We start from the raw sequence: 14,298 nt of genomic DNA, 5'->3' as shown, positions 1-14,298 counted from the left end.
GATCATGGATTTCACTTTCACCAAAGAGCAGGAACAGTTCGCCGACGCAATCCGGCGCTTCCTGATGACCGAGATGACGCCCGAGCTGACGCGCGAGCTATGGACGACCGAATCGGGCCGTTCCGACGCGCTGTGGCAGCAACTGGCCGACCAGGGCCTGACCGCCATGATGGTGCCGCCCGAGCAGGGCGGGCTGGGGCTGGGCGAGGTCGAATGGGCGCCGCTGGCGCAGGCGTGCGGCTACTTCGCGCTGCCTGAGCCGCTGCTGGACACCGCGCTGGTGGCGGCGGGCCTGCTGCGCGATGCGCTGGCGGCGGCGCCGGACGCGTCGGTGCAGGACCGCTGCGCGACATTGCTGGACCGCATCGCCACCGGCGAGGCCCGCGTGGCGGTGGCGCATCCGCAAATGCGGCTGGTGGCCGACGCGCATGTGGCCGACGCCATCCTCTGCGCGCATGACGGCGCTATCCACCTGCTGCGGCGCGACCAGTGCACGCTGACGCCGCGCACCGCGCTGGACCCGTCGCGCCGCCTGTTCGAGTTGGACTGGACACCCGGCACGGATACCGAACTGGTGCCCGCGCATGCGGCTGCGGGCCTGTGGGATGGCGCGCTGAACCGTGGCGCGCTGGGCGTGGCCGCGCAGCAACTGGGGCTCACGCAGCGCATGCTGGACCTCGCAATCGACTACAGCACGCAGCGCAAGCAGTTCGGCAAGGCTATCGGCACGTATCAGGCGGTCAAGCACCTGCTGGCCGACGTGGCGATCCAGCTTGAATTTGCCAAGCCGGTGCTGTTCCGTGCGGCAGCGGCGCTTGCGCACGGTTCGGCCCATGCCGGGCTTCATGTCTCGCACGCCCGTGTTGCCGCGGCGCGCTGCGCGTGGACCGCGGCACGCCAGGCCATCCAGGTGCATGGCGCAATGGGCTACACGTGGGAACTGGACCTGCAGATCTTTGCCAAGCGTGCCTGGGCCCTGGCCGATAGCTGGGGCGACCGGGCCTTTCACAAGGCGCGCCTCGGCGCGCAAATCCTCGACGGCGCGCACGAGATCGGCGCCGGTGCGACCTTCGCCTGAATTCAAGGAACGAGATGACCATGAGAGACGCCTATATCGTTGACGCCCTGCGCACGCCCACGGGCCGCCGCAAGGGTGGACTGTCACACATGCACGGCGCGGACCTGGGCGGCTTCGTGCTGGCCGAACTGGTGCGCCGCAATGGCATTCCTGCCGAGGACTATGACGACGTGGTGTTCGGCTGCGTCGACACGATCGGCCCGCTGGCCGGCAATATCGCCCGCAGCGCATGGCTGGCCGCTGGCCTGCCGCTGACGGTGCCCGGTGTCACCGTTGACCGCCAGTGCGGGTCGTCGCAGCAGGCCGTGCACTTTGCCGCGCAGGCGGTCATGAGCGGCACGCAGGACGTGGTGATCGCGGGCGGCGTACAGACCATGACGCAGATCCCGATCTCGTCGGCCATGCTGGCGGGACAGGCGCTGGGCTTTGCCGATCCGTTCTCGGGCAGCAAGGGTTGGCAGGCGCGCTTTGGCGATGCACCGGTGTCGCAGTTCCACGCCGCGCAGCGTATTGCCGACCACTGGAAGCTGTCGCGCGATGCGATGGAAGCGTATGCGCTGGAAAGCCACCGTCGCGCGGTGGCCGCAATCGAGGCAGGCCATTACGCACGCGAGATCGTGCCGTGCGAAGGCGTGAAGCATGACGAGACACCGCGCCCCGACACCACGCTGGCAAAAATGGCCACGCTGGAACCGCTGATGCCCGGCAGCACGCTGACTGCCGCAGTATCGAGCCAGACCGCCGACGCTGCCGCCGCGCTGCTGATCGTCTCCGGGGAGGCGGTCAAGCGCTACGGGCTCAAGCCGCGTGCGCGCATTGCCCATATGAGCGTGATGGGCGATGACCCGCTGTGGATGCTGACCGCGCCGATTCCGGCCACCAAGCGCGCGCTGGAGCGCAGCGGGTTGAGCATCTCCGATATCGACGTGGTGGAAATCAACGAGGCGTTTGCCTCGGTGGCGATGGCCTGGCTGGCCGAAACCGGCTATGCGCCCGAGCGCACCAACCCCAACGGCGGCGCCATCGCGCTGGGCCATCCGCTGGGCGCCACCGGCGCGCGCCTGATGACATCGCTGCTGCACGAACTGGAACGCACGGGCGGGCGCTATGGCCTGCAGACGATGTGCGAAGGCGGTGGCCTTGCCAACGTCACCATCATTGAACGGTTGTAAGGAGTACGCCATGGGACTTTGCGACGCACGCACCGTCATCATTACCGGCGCCGGCGGCGGACTGGGCCGGGCCTATGCGCTGGCCTGCGGGGCCGAGGGCGCCAATGTGGTGGTCAACGATATCCGGCGCGAGGCCGCCGAAGCGGTTTGCGCGGAGATCCGCGCAGCCGGCGGCACGGCGCTGGCCAGCGATGACGACATCACGCAGCTTGCCACGGCCCAGCGCATCGTCGATGCCGCCGTAGCGGCGTTCGGCGAAGTGCATGCACTGGTCAATAACGCCGGCATCTGCCGCGACCGCATGTTCGTCAGCCTGACCGAAGCGGACTGGGACGACGTCATGCGCGTACATCTGCGCGGCCACTTCTGCCTGGCCAACCTGCTGGCCCGGCGCTGGCGCGATGCGGCCAAGGCTGGCCAGAAGATCGACGCACGCATCATCAACACCAGCTCCGGCGCGGGGCTGCAGGGATCGGTTGGCCAGTCGAACTATGCGGCGGCCAAGGCCGGCATTGCTGCGCTGACGCTCGTGCAGGCCGCGGAACTGGGGCGCTACGGCATCACGGCCAATGCGCTGGCGCCCGCCGCACGCACCGGCATGACCGAGCAGGTGTTTGCCGACATGATGAAGGCGCCGAGCGACGGCTTTGACTACTACGACCCGGCCAATGTCGCGCCGCTGGTGGTCTGGCTGGCCAGTGCCGAGTCCGCGCACGTCAACGGGCGCATGTTCGAGGCGGCTGGCGGCATGATCTCCATGGCCGACGGCTGGCGCACCGGACCAAAGTCCGACAAGGGCGCGCGCTGGCAGCCGGCCGAACTGGGCGCGGCGGTGGGTGACCTGCTGGCGCGGGCCACCGCTCCGCAAGCGGTCTACGGCGCGTGATCGATCGAGCGACAGCCATGGATCTCTCCATTTCCGTCGAACAGCAAATGATCCGCGACAGCGCGCGCGACTACCTGGCCGCGCAAAGCGACTCGGCGGCCGTGCGGCGTGCGACCGAAGCGGGTCCCGCTCATGACGAAGCGCTCTGGCACGCGATCTCCACAGAACTGGGCTGGTGCGGCATTGCGCTGCCCGAGGCTGTGGGCGGCGCGGGCCTCGGCGCGCCGGAACTGGTGCTGCTGCAGGAACAGCTTGGCCAGCGGCTCGCGTGCGTGCCGTTCTGGTCCGCGGTTTGCGTGGCGGCACCGGCACTGCAGGCCAGCCTCGATACACACGGCAGTGCGCCATGGCTGGAACGCCTTGCCTGCGGCGAAACGCGTGCCGCCGTGGCGCTGCCGGACGATGGCGGCTGCCAGTTTGACAGCGTCTCCATCACCGCACAGGCCGATGCGCAGGGCTTCGTGCTGCGCGGCAGCGTCGCGCAGGTTGCCGATGCCGCTGGCGCCGACTGGCTGCTGGTGCCGGCCCGGCTTGACGATGGCGCACCCGCGCTGTTCGTGCTGGAACCGACCTTGCTGGTCGGGGAGTCGCGCTTCGCATTGCAATCGCTCGACTCGCTCGATCGTACGCGCCCCCTCGCTGCGCTGCGCCTGGATGGGTTGCACGTCAGCGCCGACGCATGCCTGGTGCGCGGTGACGCTGCGGCAGCAGGGCTGGCCCACGCATGGTGGCATGGCAAGTTGATGCTGGCGGCCGAGCAGCTTGGCGCCGCTCAGCAGTGCCTGGACCTGACGGTGGCCTATGTGTCCGAGCGCGTTCAGTTCGGGCGTGCCATCGCGTCGTTCCAGGCGGTCAAGCATCGCTGTGCCCGAATGATGGTGCTGGTGGAGGCGGCACGCTCCGCCGTGTACGGGGCGGCCCAGGCATGGCATGGCGCCGACGCCGGTGCCGCCCGCCTCGATGTCGCCGCCGCATGCGTGGCGGCCGATGACGCGCTGCGCTTCTGCGCGCAGGAAGCGATCCAGCTGCACGGCGGGGTCGGCTTCACGTGGGAGTACGACCCGCAGCTCTATTTCAAGCGCGCGCAGGCCGCCAGCGGCTGGCTCGGTGGCGCTGGCGCGGCGCTCGCGTACATCGCCGCCCACGCACATGGGCCGGCGGACGGACATGCACATGGAGTACAGCATGACAGCGAATGAAGAGTTGGCATTCCGCGCCGAGGTGGCTGCGTGGATGGCGGCCAACCTGGCCGGCGAGTTCGCCTGCCTGAAGCACCGTGGCGGCCCCGGCGACGAGGAAGCGTTTCCAGAACTGCGCAAGGCGTGGGAACGGCGTCTGGCCGAAGGCGGCTGGACAGCGCTGGGCTGGCCGCAGGCGCTTGGCGGGCGCGATCTGCCGCTGATGCAGCAGGTGATCTTTCACGAGGAATACGCGCGCGCGGGCGGCCCGGGCCGCATGGGCCATATCGGCGAAGGGCTGATCGGCCCAACGCTGATCGCCTTCGGCACGGACGACCAGAAGGCGCGCCTGCTGCCGGGCATCCGCGCGGGCACCACGTTCTGGTGCCAGGGCTACTCGGAGCCGGGCGCCGGATCGGATCTTGCCAATGTGCGCACGCGCGCCGTGCGCGATGCGGCCAGCGGTGACTGGCTGGTCAGCGGACAGAAGGTGTGGACGTCGCTCGCGCATGATTCGGACTGGACCTTCGTGCTGGCGCGCAGCGAGCCGGGATCGCACGGCAACAAGGGCCTGATCTTCCTGATGCTGCCGCTGGACCAGCCCGGCGTCGAAATCCGCCCGATCCGGCAGATGGGCGGCGGCGCCGAATTCAACGAGGTGTTCTTCGATGGTGCGCGTGCGGCAGCCGCCGATGTGATCGGCGAGCCCGGCGACGGCTGGCGCATTGCGATGGCGCTGCTCGGCTTCGAGCGCGGCATTTCCACGCTGGGCCAGCAGATGCAGTTCACGCATGAGCTTGAGTGGGTGGCCGAGACGGCGCGCGCCAACGGCGCCAGCCGCGATGCGGTGGTGCGTCATCGCATTGCACGCGCCTGGGCCGGTCTGCGCGTGATGCGCGCCAACGCGCTGCGCATGCTGGCCTGCTCGGCGCAGGCAGACCATGACGGTGGCACGGCACTGCAGCGCGAGGCGCTGATCTACAAGTACTACTGGTCCAACTGGCATCGCGACCTCGGACAGCTTGCGCTGGACGTGCTGGGGCCGCTTGCCAACGTGCTCGACGGCGGCGATACGCGCCGCACACGCCTGCAGCAGATGGCGCTGTTCTCCCGCGCCGACACGATCTACGCCGGCACCAACGAAATCCAGCTCAACATCATCGCCGAGCGTGGGCTCGGCATGCCCCGCGAGGCAAGAGGACAGTCATGACCCTGCAAACCGAAAGCTTCCAAACGATCCACCCGCCGGCCTACGTGCCCGGCCATCAACTGCTGGCCGGCAAGAGCGTGCTGATCACGGCGGCCGCTGGCGCGGGCATCGGCTTTGCGGCTGCGCGCCGCTGCGCGGAGGAGGGCTGCCGCGCGCTGATGATTTCCGACATCCACCAGAAGCGGCTGGAAGAAGCGGTGGCGCGCCTGCGCGACGAGACCGGGCTGCAGGCGATCCACGGGCAGGTCTGCGATGTCTCGAAGGAAGAGCAGGTGCGCGCACTTGTGGCGGCGGCAGAGGAAGCGCTGGACGGCACGGACGTACTGATCAACAACGCCGGCCTTGGCGGCTCCCGGCGCCTAGTCGAGATGGACGATGCCGAGTGGTCGCGCGTGATCGATATTTCCCTCACTGGCACTTTCCGCATGACGCGGGCCATGCTCCCGCACATGCAGGCACGCGGGCGCGGGGCCATCGTCAACAACGCGTCCGTGCTTGGCTGGCGCGCGCAGAAGGAGCAGTCCCATTACGCGGCCGCCAAGGCTGGCGTGATGGCGCTGACGCGCTGCAGCGCGATGGAGGCCGCCGAGTTCGGCGTGCGCATCAACGCTGTGGCGCCAAGCATCGCGCTGCACGACTTCCTGAAGAAGTCGGCACCGGCCGACCTGCTGCGGCAGTTGAGCGAGCGCGAGGCGTTCGGGCGTGCCGCGGAGGTGTGGGAAGTGGCCAACGTGATGGTGTTTCTGGCGAGCGACTACGCGTCGTACATGACGGGCGAAGTGCTGCCGGTAAGCAGTCAGAGGGCCTGAGCGCGCAAGGCAGGTGACGCGCGGCAGGTATGCAGGACAACTTTGGAGGTGCAGATGCCGCGAATTTTCCGTTCGGCCGATGAGATCCACAACGCCGTCGGCCAACGCCTTGGCGAGAGCGCCTGGACGCGGATCACGCAGGTCCAGATCAACCAGTTTGCCGATGCCACTGGCGACCATCAGTGGCTGCACGTCGATCCGGAACGCGCCGCCAACGGCCCGTTTGGCGCGTGCATCGCCCATGGCTACCTGACGCTGGCGCTGGTCAACCAGTTCCTGCCGGAGCTGGTGACGGTGGAGGGCATGAAGTGGGGGGTCAACTACGGGTGCGACAAGGTTCGCTTTCCGGCACCGGTGCGCGTGGGCGCGCGTGTGCGTGGCGTGGGCGAACTGGTGCGGGCCGAGACGTTGCCGGGGGGCGTGCAGTCGGTGGTGCGCATGACGGTGGAAATCGAGGGCGAGGACAAACCGGCCTGCGTGGTTGAAACCATCAGCCGCTACTACTTCTAAGAGGGAATCGAGCATGAAAGACGCAGTCATCGTTGCCGTCGCGCGTACGCCGATCGGCAAGGCCTTCCGCGGAGCGTTCAACGATACAGAGGCGCCAGTGCTGGGCGGCCACGTGGTGCGCGCAGTGGTGGAGCGCGCGGGCGTGGACCCTGCCGCCGTGGAGGACGTGCTGATTGGCGCGGCCGCGCAGCAGGGCACCCAGGGCTACAACCTTGGCCGCCTGTGCGCGGTGGCGGCCGGTCTGCCGGACAGTGTGCCCGGCATGACCATGGACCGCATGTGCGGCTCCGGCCTGATGACCATTGCCGCAGGTGCCCGCGCGATCCAGTGCGGCGAGGCCGACATCATCGTGGCCGGCGGCGTGGAATCCATTTCCCTCACGCAGAACAAGCACAAGAACAGCTATCGCGCGCAGTCCGAAGCGGTGCTGGCCCGGCAGCCGGCGGCCTACATGGCGATGATCGAGACCGCCGAGGTGGTGGCGCGCCGCTACGGCATCAGCCGCGCGGAACAGGACGCCTATGCGTGGCGCAGCCAGCAGCGTACGGCGGACGCCCAGCGTCGCGGCGCGTTCGACGACGAGATCGTGCCGCTGGAAACGCGGCGCGCGCTGTTCGACAAGGCTGGCGTGCTGACCGGCCACGAGACCGTCCGGCTTGATCGAGACGAATGCAACCGGCCCGACACCACCGGAGAAAGCCTGGCGTCACTGAAGCCGGTCTGGAGCGGCGGGCAGGTGATTTCCCAGGGCGAGCACATCACCGCTGGCAATGCCTCCCAGCTTTCGGACGGCGCGGCGGCCGTGATGCTGATGAGCGGCGACGAGGCGCGCCAGCGCGGCCTGCGCCCGCTGGGCCGCTTCCGTGGCATGGCGGTAGCGGGCTGCGCGGCAGACGAGATGGGCATTGGTCCGGTATTCGCCGTGCCCAAGCTGCTGGCCCGCCATGGCTTGACCGTGGCCGACGTTGGCCTGTGGGAGCTGAACGAGGCGTTTGCGTGCCAGGTGCTGTATTGCCAGCAGCAGCTTGGCATTCCCGATGCGCGCCTGAACGTCAACGGCGGCGCGATCTCGGTCGGTCATCCGTTCGGCATGTCGGGCGCTCGCATGACCGCGCACGCGCTGATCGAAGGCCGGCGCCGCGGCGTGAAGCAGGCCGTGGTGACCATGTGCATCGGTGGCGGCATGGGTGCCGCCGCGCTGTTCGACATCCTGTAATCACAGGCCGGGGCAAGGAACGGCCCGTTACGAGGCCGCCTGCCGCCTGCCTCTCCATCCGGAGGAGACAACATGAAACGACTGATCGGCATCGCCATGTCACTGGCGGTACTTGGCACTGCGGTCTGGGCCTTTGCCCCGCGTCCGCTGCCGCCGTTCCCGGCCACGGCGCTGCGGCCCGACGGCCTGCAGATCAATGGTATTGCGCGTGCCGGCGATCGGCTGGTGGCCGTGGGCGAGCGCGGCAAGATCCTGCTGAGCGATGACCAGGGCCGCAACTGGCGCGGTGCCGTTGTGGAGCAGCCGCAAGGCGCCACACTGACGCAAGTTGCTTTTGCGGACAGCCAGCATGGCGTGGCGGTGGGGCACAGCGGCTGGATTCTGCGCACCGAGGACGGCGGCGGGCACTGGCAGCAGACGGCCTTCGACACGCAGTCATCGGACCCGCTGCTCGGTGCGTGGGCACTGCGCGAAGGACCGTGGTTCGCGGTCGGCAGCTTTGGCCGCTTCCTGGTTTCGCGCGACCAGGGCAAACATTGGCAGGACGCCGCCGACAAGGCCATGCAGGACCGCCATCTCAATGCCTTGTCTGGCGACACGCAAGGACGCCTGATGCTGGTTGGCGAGGGCGGGCTGGTGATGCGCTCGACCGATAACGGCGGCCACTGGGAAACCGTGAAGGTGCCGTACGAAGGCTCGCTGTATGGCGCGCTGCCGCTGCGCGACGGCGCGTGGCTGGCGTTCGGCATGCGTGGCAACGTACTGCGCAGCGAGGACTTCGGCACTAGCTGGCAGCCGGCCGAAACCGGCCTCAAGACATCCTTCTTTGGCGGTATCGAACTGCCCGACGGCCGCGTCGTGCTGGCCGGGCAGGGCGGCACGCTGGTGCTGTCCGCCGATGGCGGGCGCCACTTCGCCGCGTTGCCGGCCGGCAGCCCGCAGACCCTTGCCGCGCTGGCCCTGGCTACCAAGGACACGCTGGCGCTGGGCGGCGACGATGGCATTGCCGGCCTGACGCTGGCTGCCGCCCGCTGAATCCCCCCGCCTGAACGATTGCGATTGCGAGAACGATCATGAAACGCCCCCAATCCTCTGGCCCGATCGGGCAAAGTGGCCATAGCAGCCGTAGCGGCAACGCCGGCCGCCTTGTCGACACCTGCGCAAGCCTCTTGATGCGCTGGCGCCGCGTGCTGCTGGTGCTGTGCCTGGCTGTTACCGTGGCGCTCGGCTTTTCCGCCACGCGGCTGCGGCTCGATCCCGGCTTCAACAAGATGATTCCCCTGCAGCATCCGTACATGCAGGTGTTCACCAAGTACGCCACCACGTTCTCCGGCGCCAACACGGTGCTGGTCAGCCTGCGCTGGAAGGGCGACGGCGATATCTACAACGCAGCGTTCATGGACAAGCTGCGCCGTGCAACCGATGAAGTGTTCTTCATCCCCGGCGTGGACCGCTCGCGCGTGTTCTCGCTGTTCACGCCGAACGTGCGCTACACCGAGGTGACCGAGGCGGGCTTTCGCGGCGATGTGGTGGTGCCGGGACGCTTCTCGGGCCAGCCCGATGAACTGGACCGCGTGCGGCGCAACGTGGCGCGCTCCGGCCAGATCGGACGACTTGTCAGCAATGACCTGAAGTCCGCGCTGATCCGTGCCGAACTGCGCGATACGGACCCGGCCACCGGCAAGACCATCGACTATAGCTCTGTTGCGCGCCAGTTGGAGAAGCTGCGTGCCGAGTTCGGCGGCACCGACGTCGATGTCAATATCGTCGGCTTCGCCAAGCTGGTTGGCGACGTGGAGGAGGGCATTGCCGGCGTGATGGGCTTCTTTGCGCTGGCCTTTGTGGTGACGGCGCTGCTGCTGTGGCTCTATACGCGTTCGCTGCGCACCACGCTGCTGGCGCTGGTGGTGGCACTGCTGCCGGTGGGCTGGCTGCTGGGGCTGTTGCCGCTGCTGGGCTACGGCATCGACCCGATGTCGATCCTGGTGCCGTTCCTGATCTTCTCGATCGGTGTTTCGCACGCGGTGCAGATGACCAATGCCTGGAAGCAGGAACTGGTGCAGGGGCACAGCCCGCTCGCCAGCGCCAGTGCAGCGTTCCGCAAGCTGTTTATCCCCGGTACCGTGGCGCTGCTGACCAATGCGCTGGGCTTCATGGTGATCATGCGCATCGAGATCGACATTGTGCGCGAGCTTGGCATTACCGCCTGCCTGGGCGTGCTGCTGATGATCGTGACCAACAAGGTGTTCCTGCCGATCCTGCTGTCCTATACCAAGCTGGAGCCGTCCGCGCTGGCGGCGGCGCGTGCGCGTGGCGCGAAGGGCGGCGCGCAAGGCGCGTGGCGCAGGTTCGGCGCGCTGGCACGGCCGGCGCCGGCGCTGGGGGTGTTTGCTGTTGCGCTGGTGCTGCTGGGCATTGGTGCCGTCGAATCGCGCAACCTGAAGATTGGCGATGTGGGCAGCGGCGCCCCTGAACTGCGTGCCGATTCGCGCTACAACCGCGACAGCAGTGCCGTGGTCAACCAGTACAACATCGGCTCGGATGCACTGACCGTGGTGGTGGAGCCCACGGGCTTCGACGACGCCTGCCTGCATTACCCGGTCATGAGCGCCGTGGAACGCTTCGAGATGCATATGCGTGGCGTGTCCGGCGTGCAGTCGGTGGTGAGCGTGTCGTCGCTGGCCAAGGTGGTGATCGGCGCCTTCAACGAGGGCAATCCGCGCTGGGAGGCGCTGCCGCGCAGCAGCGATGGCCTGAGCCAGGGCGCCAAGGCCTTCGACCCGGACAACGGCATGAACACGCCGAACTGCCAGGCCATCCAGGTGCTGATCTACACGGCCAATCATGAAGGCGCATCCATCGCCCACATCATCCGCGAGATCCGCCGCTTTACTGCCGAGGACAAGACGCCCAACGTGGCATTCCGTCTGGCTGGCGGCAATATCGGCGTGATGGCGGCCACCAACGAGGCGGTGGAGCAGGCCGAGGTGGCCATGCTGCTGTCGATCTTCGGCGCGATCACGCTGCTGTGCCTGCTGACGTTCCGCTCGTGGCGCGCTGTGCTGTGCATCATCGTGCCGCTGACGCTGGTGTCCGTACTGTGCAATGCGCTGATGGCGCGGCTGGGCATCGGTCTGAAGGTGTCCACGCTGCCGGTCATCACGCTCGGCGTTGGCGTCGGGGTGGACTACGGCATCTACCTGTACGAACGCATCCAGCACCAGATCCGCGAAGAAGGCCAGAACCTGCCGCAGGCGTTTGCCGAGGCAATGCGCCAGCGCGGCTCGGCGGCACTGTTCACGGCGCTGACGATGTTCATCGGCGTGGGCACCTGGGCGTTTGCCGCGCTGAAGTTCCAGGCCGATATGGGCATTCTGCTGGCGTTCATGTTCCTGGTGAACCTGTTCGGCGCGGTGTCGCTGTTGCCGGCACTGGCAGCGTGGCTGGGCGTGGAGGCCGAGGAGCGTGCGCGGGTGCGGCGCGGCGGCCACGGCGCGTGGCAGCCGGAAGCAGGTATCGCCGGAGAGCGCGTTGAAGCCTGAGCCCATCATGACTCCATCCACGGCCGCCGTGGCCTTTGAGCCCGTCCGCATCGGCCCGCTGACGCTGCGCAACCGCTTTATCAAGGCCGGTGCAAACGAAGGGATGACACCGCATGGCCTGCCGACGCAGGCGCTGGTGAAGCACCACCGGGACTTGGCCGCAGGCGGCGTGGGCATGACCACCGTGGCGTATGCCGCAGTGGCCGACAACGGTCTGACGTTCGCACATCAGATCAGCATGCGGGCCGAGCAGGTGCCGCACCTGCGCGTGCTGACCGATGCCGTGCACCGCGAAGGCGCGGCGGCCTGCCTGCAGATCACCCATGCCGGGTCCTTCACCACCATGCGCCACGGCGGCAGCCGTGCGCCGGGCAGCGCGTCGTCAGGCATCAATGCGTTCGGCATGATGCATGGCGTGTATTTCCAGCGCGCGATGCGCGAGCCGGATATGGCGCGGGTGGCGGCCGATTTTGCGCTGGCGGCGCGGCTGGCGCGCGAGGCGGGCTTCGATGCCGTGGAAATCCATATGGGCCACGGCTACCTGCTCAATCAGTTTCTGTCCCCGCTCAGCAACCGGCGGCGCGATGCGTTTGGCGGCAGCGTCGAGAATCGCACGCGCTTTCCGGCAATAGTGCTGCAGCAGGTCAAGGATGCCGTCGGCGCAGGGATGGCGGTTGGCTGCAAGATCAGCGTCAGCGATGGCGTGCCCGGCGGCAACACGCCAGCGGATTCGGCGGCGATGGCGCGCATCCTGGAGGCGGAGGGCGCCGATCTGCTGACGCTGAGCGGCGGGCGCAACGTGGAAAGCCCATGGGCGTTGTTCGGCAGCCCGATGCCGACCGCGCAGATGCGGGCTGCCGCACCGAATGCGATGGCGCGGTTCGGCATCGACATGCTGGAAAAACGCACGCCGCGCAACCTGGTATTCCGCGAGATGTACTTTCTGGAGGCTTCACGCGTGGTGCGGCAGGCGGTGAAGATGCCATTGGCGTATGTCGGCGGCGTCAAGTCGCTGGACAACGTAGGCCGCCTGATGGGCGAGGGCTTCGATTGCATCGCCCTGGCCCGCGCACTGATCCACGACCCGGCGCTGGTCGCGCACTGGCGCGACGGCACCGTGACGCATTCTGCCTGCGATAGCTGCAATGGCTGCGTGGCCCGCATCTATGACCCCGCCGGCGTCAGCTGCGTGCATGGTCCGGGCAATGACCCGGCGCTGACTGGCGTGCTGGCCCGGGAGTAGCCGGCGGTAGTAGTCCATTGGGACGATGAGCCGCATGCGCGCGGCTCGTATCGTGAAACACCTGCACGGGACAACAAGGAGACACTCGTCATGATCGCCAACGGCTACAAGATTGAATCGCGCCCGCCCGAACCCCGCTATGCGCGCGGCTGGCATTGCCTGGGGCTGGCCAACGACTACCGCGACGGCAAGCCGCACACGCTGAATATCTTTGGCCGGCGCCTGGCGGCGTTTGCCGATTCCACCGGCGCCATCCGCGTGATTGACGGCTACTGCCCGCACATGGGCGCCGACCTCAGTACCGGCACCGTGCAGGGGGACCAGCTGGTGTGCCCGTTCCATGGCTGGAAATGGGGTGGCGACGGCGCCTGCAAGGAGATTCCGTACTGCAAGCGTGTACCGCCCAAGGCGCGCATTGGTGCGTGGGAAGTGAGCGAACAGAACCACCTGCTGTTTATCTGGCATGACCCGGAAGGCAACCCGGCGCCGTCCGAAGTGGCCATCCCGCGTATCGACGCGTGCTTTTCGCCGGACTGGTCGGCGTGGGCGCTCGACAAGATGGTAATTGGCACCAACTGCCGTGAACTGGTGGACAACTTGTCCGACATGGCGCACTTCGGCACCGTGCACGGCGCGCCCGTGGACTACTTCGGCAACCTGTTCGAAGCCCACAAGGGCACGCAGTTGATGATCGGGCGCAGCGCCAGGCTGTCCGGCGACGCACGGCTGACCGCGCACTCGACCTACTTCGGCCCCGCGTACCACATCACCGAGATGACCGGGCGCATGGGGGATCAGGACATTCATTCGATCCTGCTGAACTGCCATGTGCCGATCGACCTCAACAGCTTCGAGTTGCGCTACGGCGTGCTGGTGAAGAAGATCCCGGGCCTGTCCGACGCGCAGAACGACGAGATCGCGCAGGCCTACGTGGCGCAGGCGCGCGAGGCGTTCTACGAGGACGTGGCGATCTGGGACAGCAAGATCCGCATCGACAACCCGCTGCTGTGCGAAGGCGACGGGCCGGTCTACCAGATGCGCGAGTGGTACCAGCAGTTCTATACCGACGTGGAGCAGGTGCGGCCGAGCATGGTGGCACGGCGCGAGTCCGCGCTCAATCCGGGCGGCATCGCGCCGCCGCCGCTGACGCACGTGTTTGAAGGCTGAGGGCGGGGCTGGGTTCTAGCGGGCGCCCAGACCGGTTGGCCGGCCTGGGCGCCCGCTCGCCTTCAGTAGCCCGTTACCCACCCGCCAAAGGACAGCGCGGAGATTCAGTTGCCATCAGTGCCACCCTATTGCGCGGGGCCCCCGGGGCGGAAATCGGGGGATGCAAAACGACAATCTGGTATCGTAGAAATACGAAAAAAACCAGGGGTCGATCAACGATGGCGGATTTCAATGCGGTAGTCCTGATTTCCCCACGCTTGGGCAAAGCCTGACGAGGGGGAACGCCA

12 protein-coding genes are annotated in these 14,298 nt (G+C 67.7%); all 12 read left to right on the top strand.

Annotation, left to right across the window (positions count from 1 at the left end):
* Window positions 1-4 precede the first annotated feature (4 nt).
* The gene (locus B552_RS0112950) at window positions 5-1,078 is read left to right on the top strand and encodes an acyl-CoA dehydrogenase family protein (protein ID WP_019449451.1); all 1,074 of its coding nucleotides are present in this window, start codon (window positions 5-7) and stop codon (window positions 1,076-1,078) included.
* Window positions 1,079-1,098: 20 nt separating this feature from the next.
* Window positions 1,099-2,250, top strand: a complete 1,152-nt coding sequence (locus B552_RS0112945; protein WP_019449450.1) for an acetyl-CoA C-acetyltransferase — start codon at window positions 1,099-1,101, stop codon at window positions 2,248-2,250.
* A 10-nt stretch (window positions 2,251-2,260) separates the two neighbouring features.
* Window positions 2,261-3,136, top strand: coding sequence for an SDR family oxidoreductase (locus B552_RS0112940; protein ID WP_019449449.1), 876 nt, complete (start codon window positions 2,261-2,263; stop codon window positions 3,134-3,136).
* A 17-nt stretch (window positions 3,137-3,153) separates the two neighbouring features.
* Complete coding sequence (locus B552_RS0112935; RefSeq protein ID WP_019449448.1) at window positions 3,154-4,335, top strand: acyl-CoA dehydrogenase family protein; 1,182 nt, start codon at window positions 3,154-3,156, stop codon at window positions 4,333-4,335.
* Window positions 4,322-5,524, top strand: a complete 1,203-nt coding sequence (locus tag B552_RS0112930; protein WP_019449447.1) for an acyl-CoA dehydrogenase family protein — start codon at window positions 4,322-4,324, stop codon at window positions 5,522-5,524. The genes B552_RS0112935 and B552_RS0112930 overlap by 14 nt, the downstream gene beginning before the upstream one ends.
* Window positions 5,521-6,333 (top strand): SDR family oxidoreductase, encoded by an 813-nt coding sequence (locus tag B552_RS0112925; protein ID WP_019449446.1) that lies wholly within the window; start codon window positions 5,521-5,523, stop codon window positions 6,331-6,333. The genes B552_RS0112930 and B552_RS0112925 overlap by 4 nt, the downstream gene beginning before the upstream one ends.
* Window positions 6,334-6,387: 54 nt before the next feature.
* Window positions 6,388-6,843, top strand: coding sequence for a MaoC family dehydratase (locus B552_RS0112920; RefSeq protein WP_019449445.1), 456 nt, complete (start codon window positions 6,388-6,390; stop codon window positions 6,841-6,843).
* 13 nt (window positions 6,844-6,856) lie between these two features.
* Window positions 6,857-8,059, top strand: a complete 1,203-nt coding sequence (locus tag B552_RS0112915; RefSeq protein ID WP_019449444.1) for an acetyl-CoA C-acyltransferase — start codon at window positions 6,857-6,859, stop codon at window positions 8,057-8,059.
* 72 nt (window positions 8,060-8,131) lie between these two features.
* Window positions 8,132-9,094 carry a YCF48-related protein gene (locus tag B552_RS0112910; RefSeq protein WP_019449443.1) on the top strand — a complete coding sequence of 321 codons (963 nt, stop codon included), beginning with the start codon at window positions 8,132-8,134 and terminating at the stop codon, window positions 9,092-9,094.
* Between the two features lie 38 nt (window positions 9,095-9,132).
* Entirely contained in the window at window positions 9,133-11,601 is a 2,469-nt protein-coding gene (locus B552_RS0112905) for an efflux RND transporter permease subunit (protein WP_026035609.1), read from the top strand.
* 7 nt (window positions 11,602-11,608) lie between these two features.
* The gene (locus B552_RS0112900) at window positions 11,609-12,844 is read left to right on the top strand and encodes an NADH:flavin oxidoreductase (protein ID WP_026035608.1); all 1,236 of its coding nucleotides are present in this window, start codon (window positions 11,609-11,611) and stop codon (window positions 12,842-12,844) included.
* 90 nt (window positions 12,845-12,934) lie between these two features.
* A complete protein-coding gene (locus B552_RS0112895) occupies window positions 12,935-14,011 on the top strand; it encodes a Rieske 2Fe-2S domain-containing protein (protein WP_019449440.1) in 1,077 nt (358 codons plus the stop codon).
* The last annotated feature ends 287 nt before the right edge of the window (window positions 14,012-14,298 follow it).

It is taken from the genome of Cupriavidus sp. BIS7 (genome assembly GCF_000292345.1).
Lineage (GTDB): Bacteria > Pseudomonadota > Gammaproteobacteria > Burkholderiales > Burkholderiaceae > Cupriavidus.
The sequence above is the reverse complement of the archived record's forward strand: the minus strand, read 5'-3'. Positions and strand labels throughout refer to the sequence as shown.

What these genes read in the sequence shown, in the direction of transcription:
- B552_RS0112900 (WP_026035608.1), top strand. Translation starts at nt 11,609, where the DNA reads ATGACTCCATCCACGGCCGCCGTGGCCTTTGAGCCCGTCCGCATCGGC.
- B552_RS0112915 (WP_019449444.1), top strand. Translation starts at nt 6,857, where the DNA reads ATGAAAGACGCAGTCATCGTTGCCGTCGCGCGTACGCCGATCGGCAAG.
- B552_RS0112935 (WP_019449448.1), top strand. Translation starts at nt 3,154, where the DNA reads ATGGATCTCTCCATTTCCGTCGAACAGCAAATGATCCGCGACAGCGCG.
- B552_RS0112920 (WP_019449445.1), top strand. Translation starts at nt 6,388, where the DNA reads ATGCCGCGAATTTTCCGTTCGGCCGATGAGATCCACAACGCCGTCGGC.
- B552_RS0112940 (WP_019449449.1), top strand. Translation starts at nt 2,261, where the DNA reads ATGGGACTTTGCGACGCACGCACCGTCATCATTACCGGCGCCGGCGGC.
- B552_RS0112925 (WP_019449446.1), top strand. Translation starts at nt 5,521, where the DNA reads ATGACCCTGCAAACCGAAAGCTTCCAAACGATCCACCCGCCGGCCTAC.
- B552_RS0112930 (WP_019449447.1), top strand. Translation starts at nt 4,322, where the DNA reads ATGACAGCGAATGAAGAGTTGGCATTCCGCGCCGAGGTGGCTGCGTGG.
- B552_RS0112945 (WP_019449450.1), top strand. Translation starts at nt 1,099, where the DNA reads ATGAGAGACGCCTATATCGTTGACGCCCTGCGCACGCCCACGGGCCGC.
- B552_RS0112910 (WP_019449443.1), top strand. Translation starts at nt 8,132, where the DNA reads ATGAAACGACTGATCGGCATCGCCATGTCACTGGCGGTACTTGGCACT.
- B552_RS0112950 (WP_019449451.1), top strand. Translation starts at nt 5, where the DNA reads ATGGATTTCACTTTCACCAAAGAGCAGGAACAGTTCGCCGACGCAATC.
- B552_RS0112895 (WP_019449440.1), top strand. Translation starts at nt 12,935, where the DNA reads ATGATCGCCAACGGCTACAAGATTGAATCGCGCCCGCCCGAACCCCGC.
- B552_RS0112905 (WP_026035609.1), top strand. Translation starts at nt 9,133, where the DNA reads ATGAAACGCCCCCAATCCTCTGGCCCGATCGGGCAAAGTGGCCATAGC.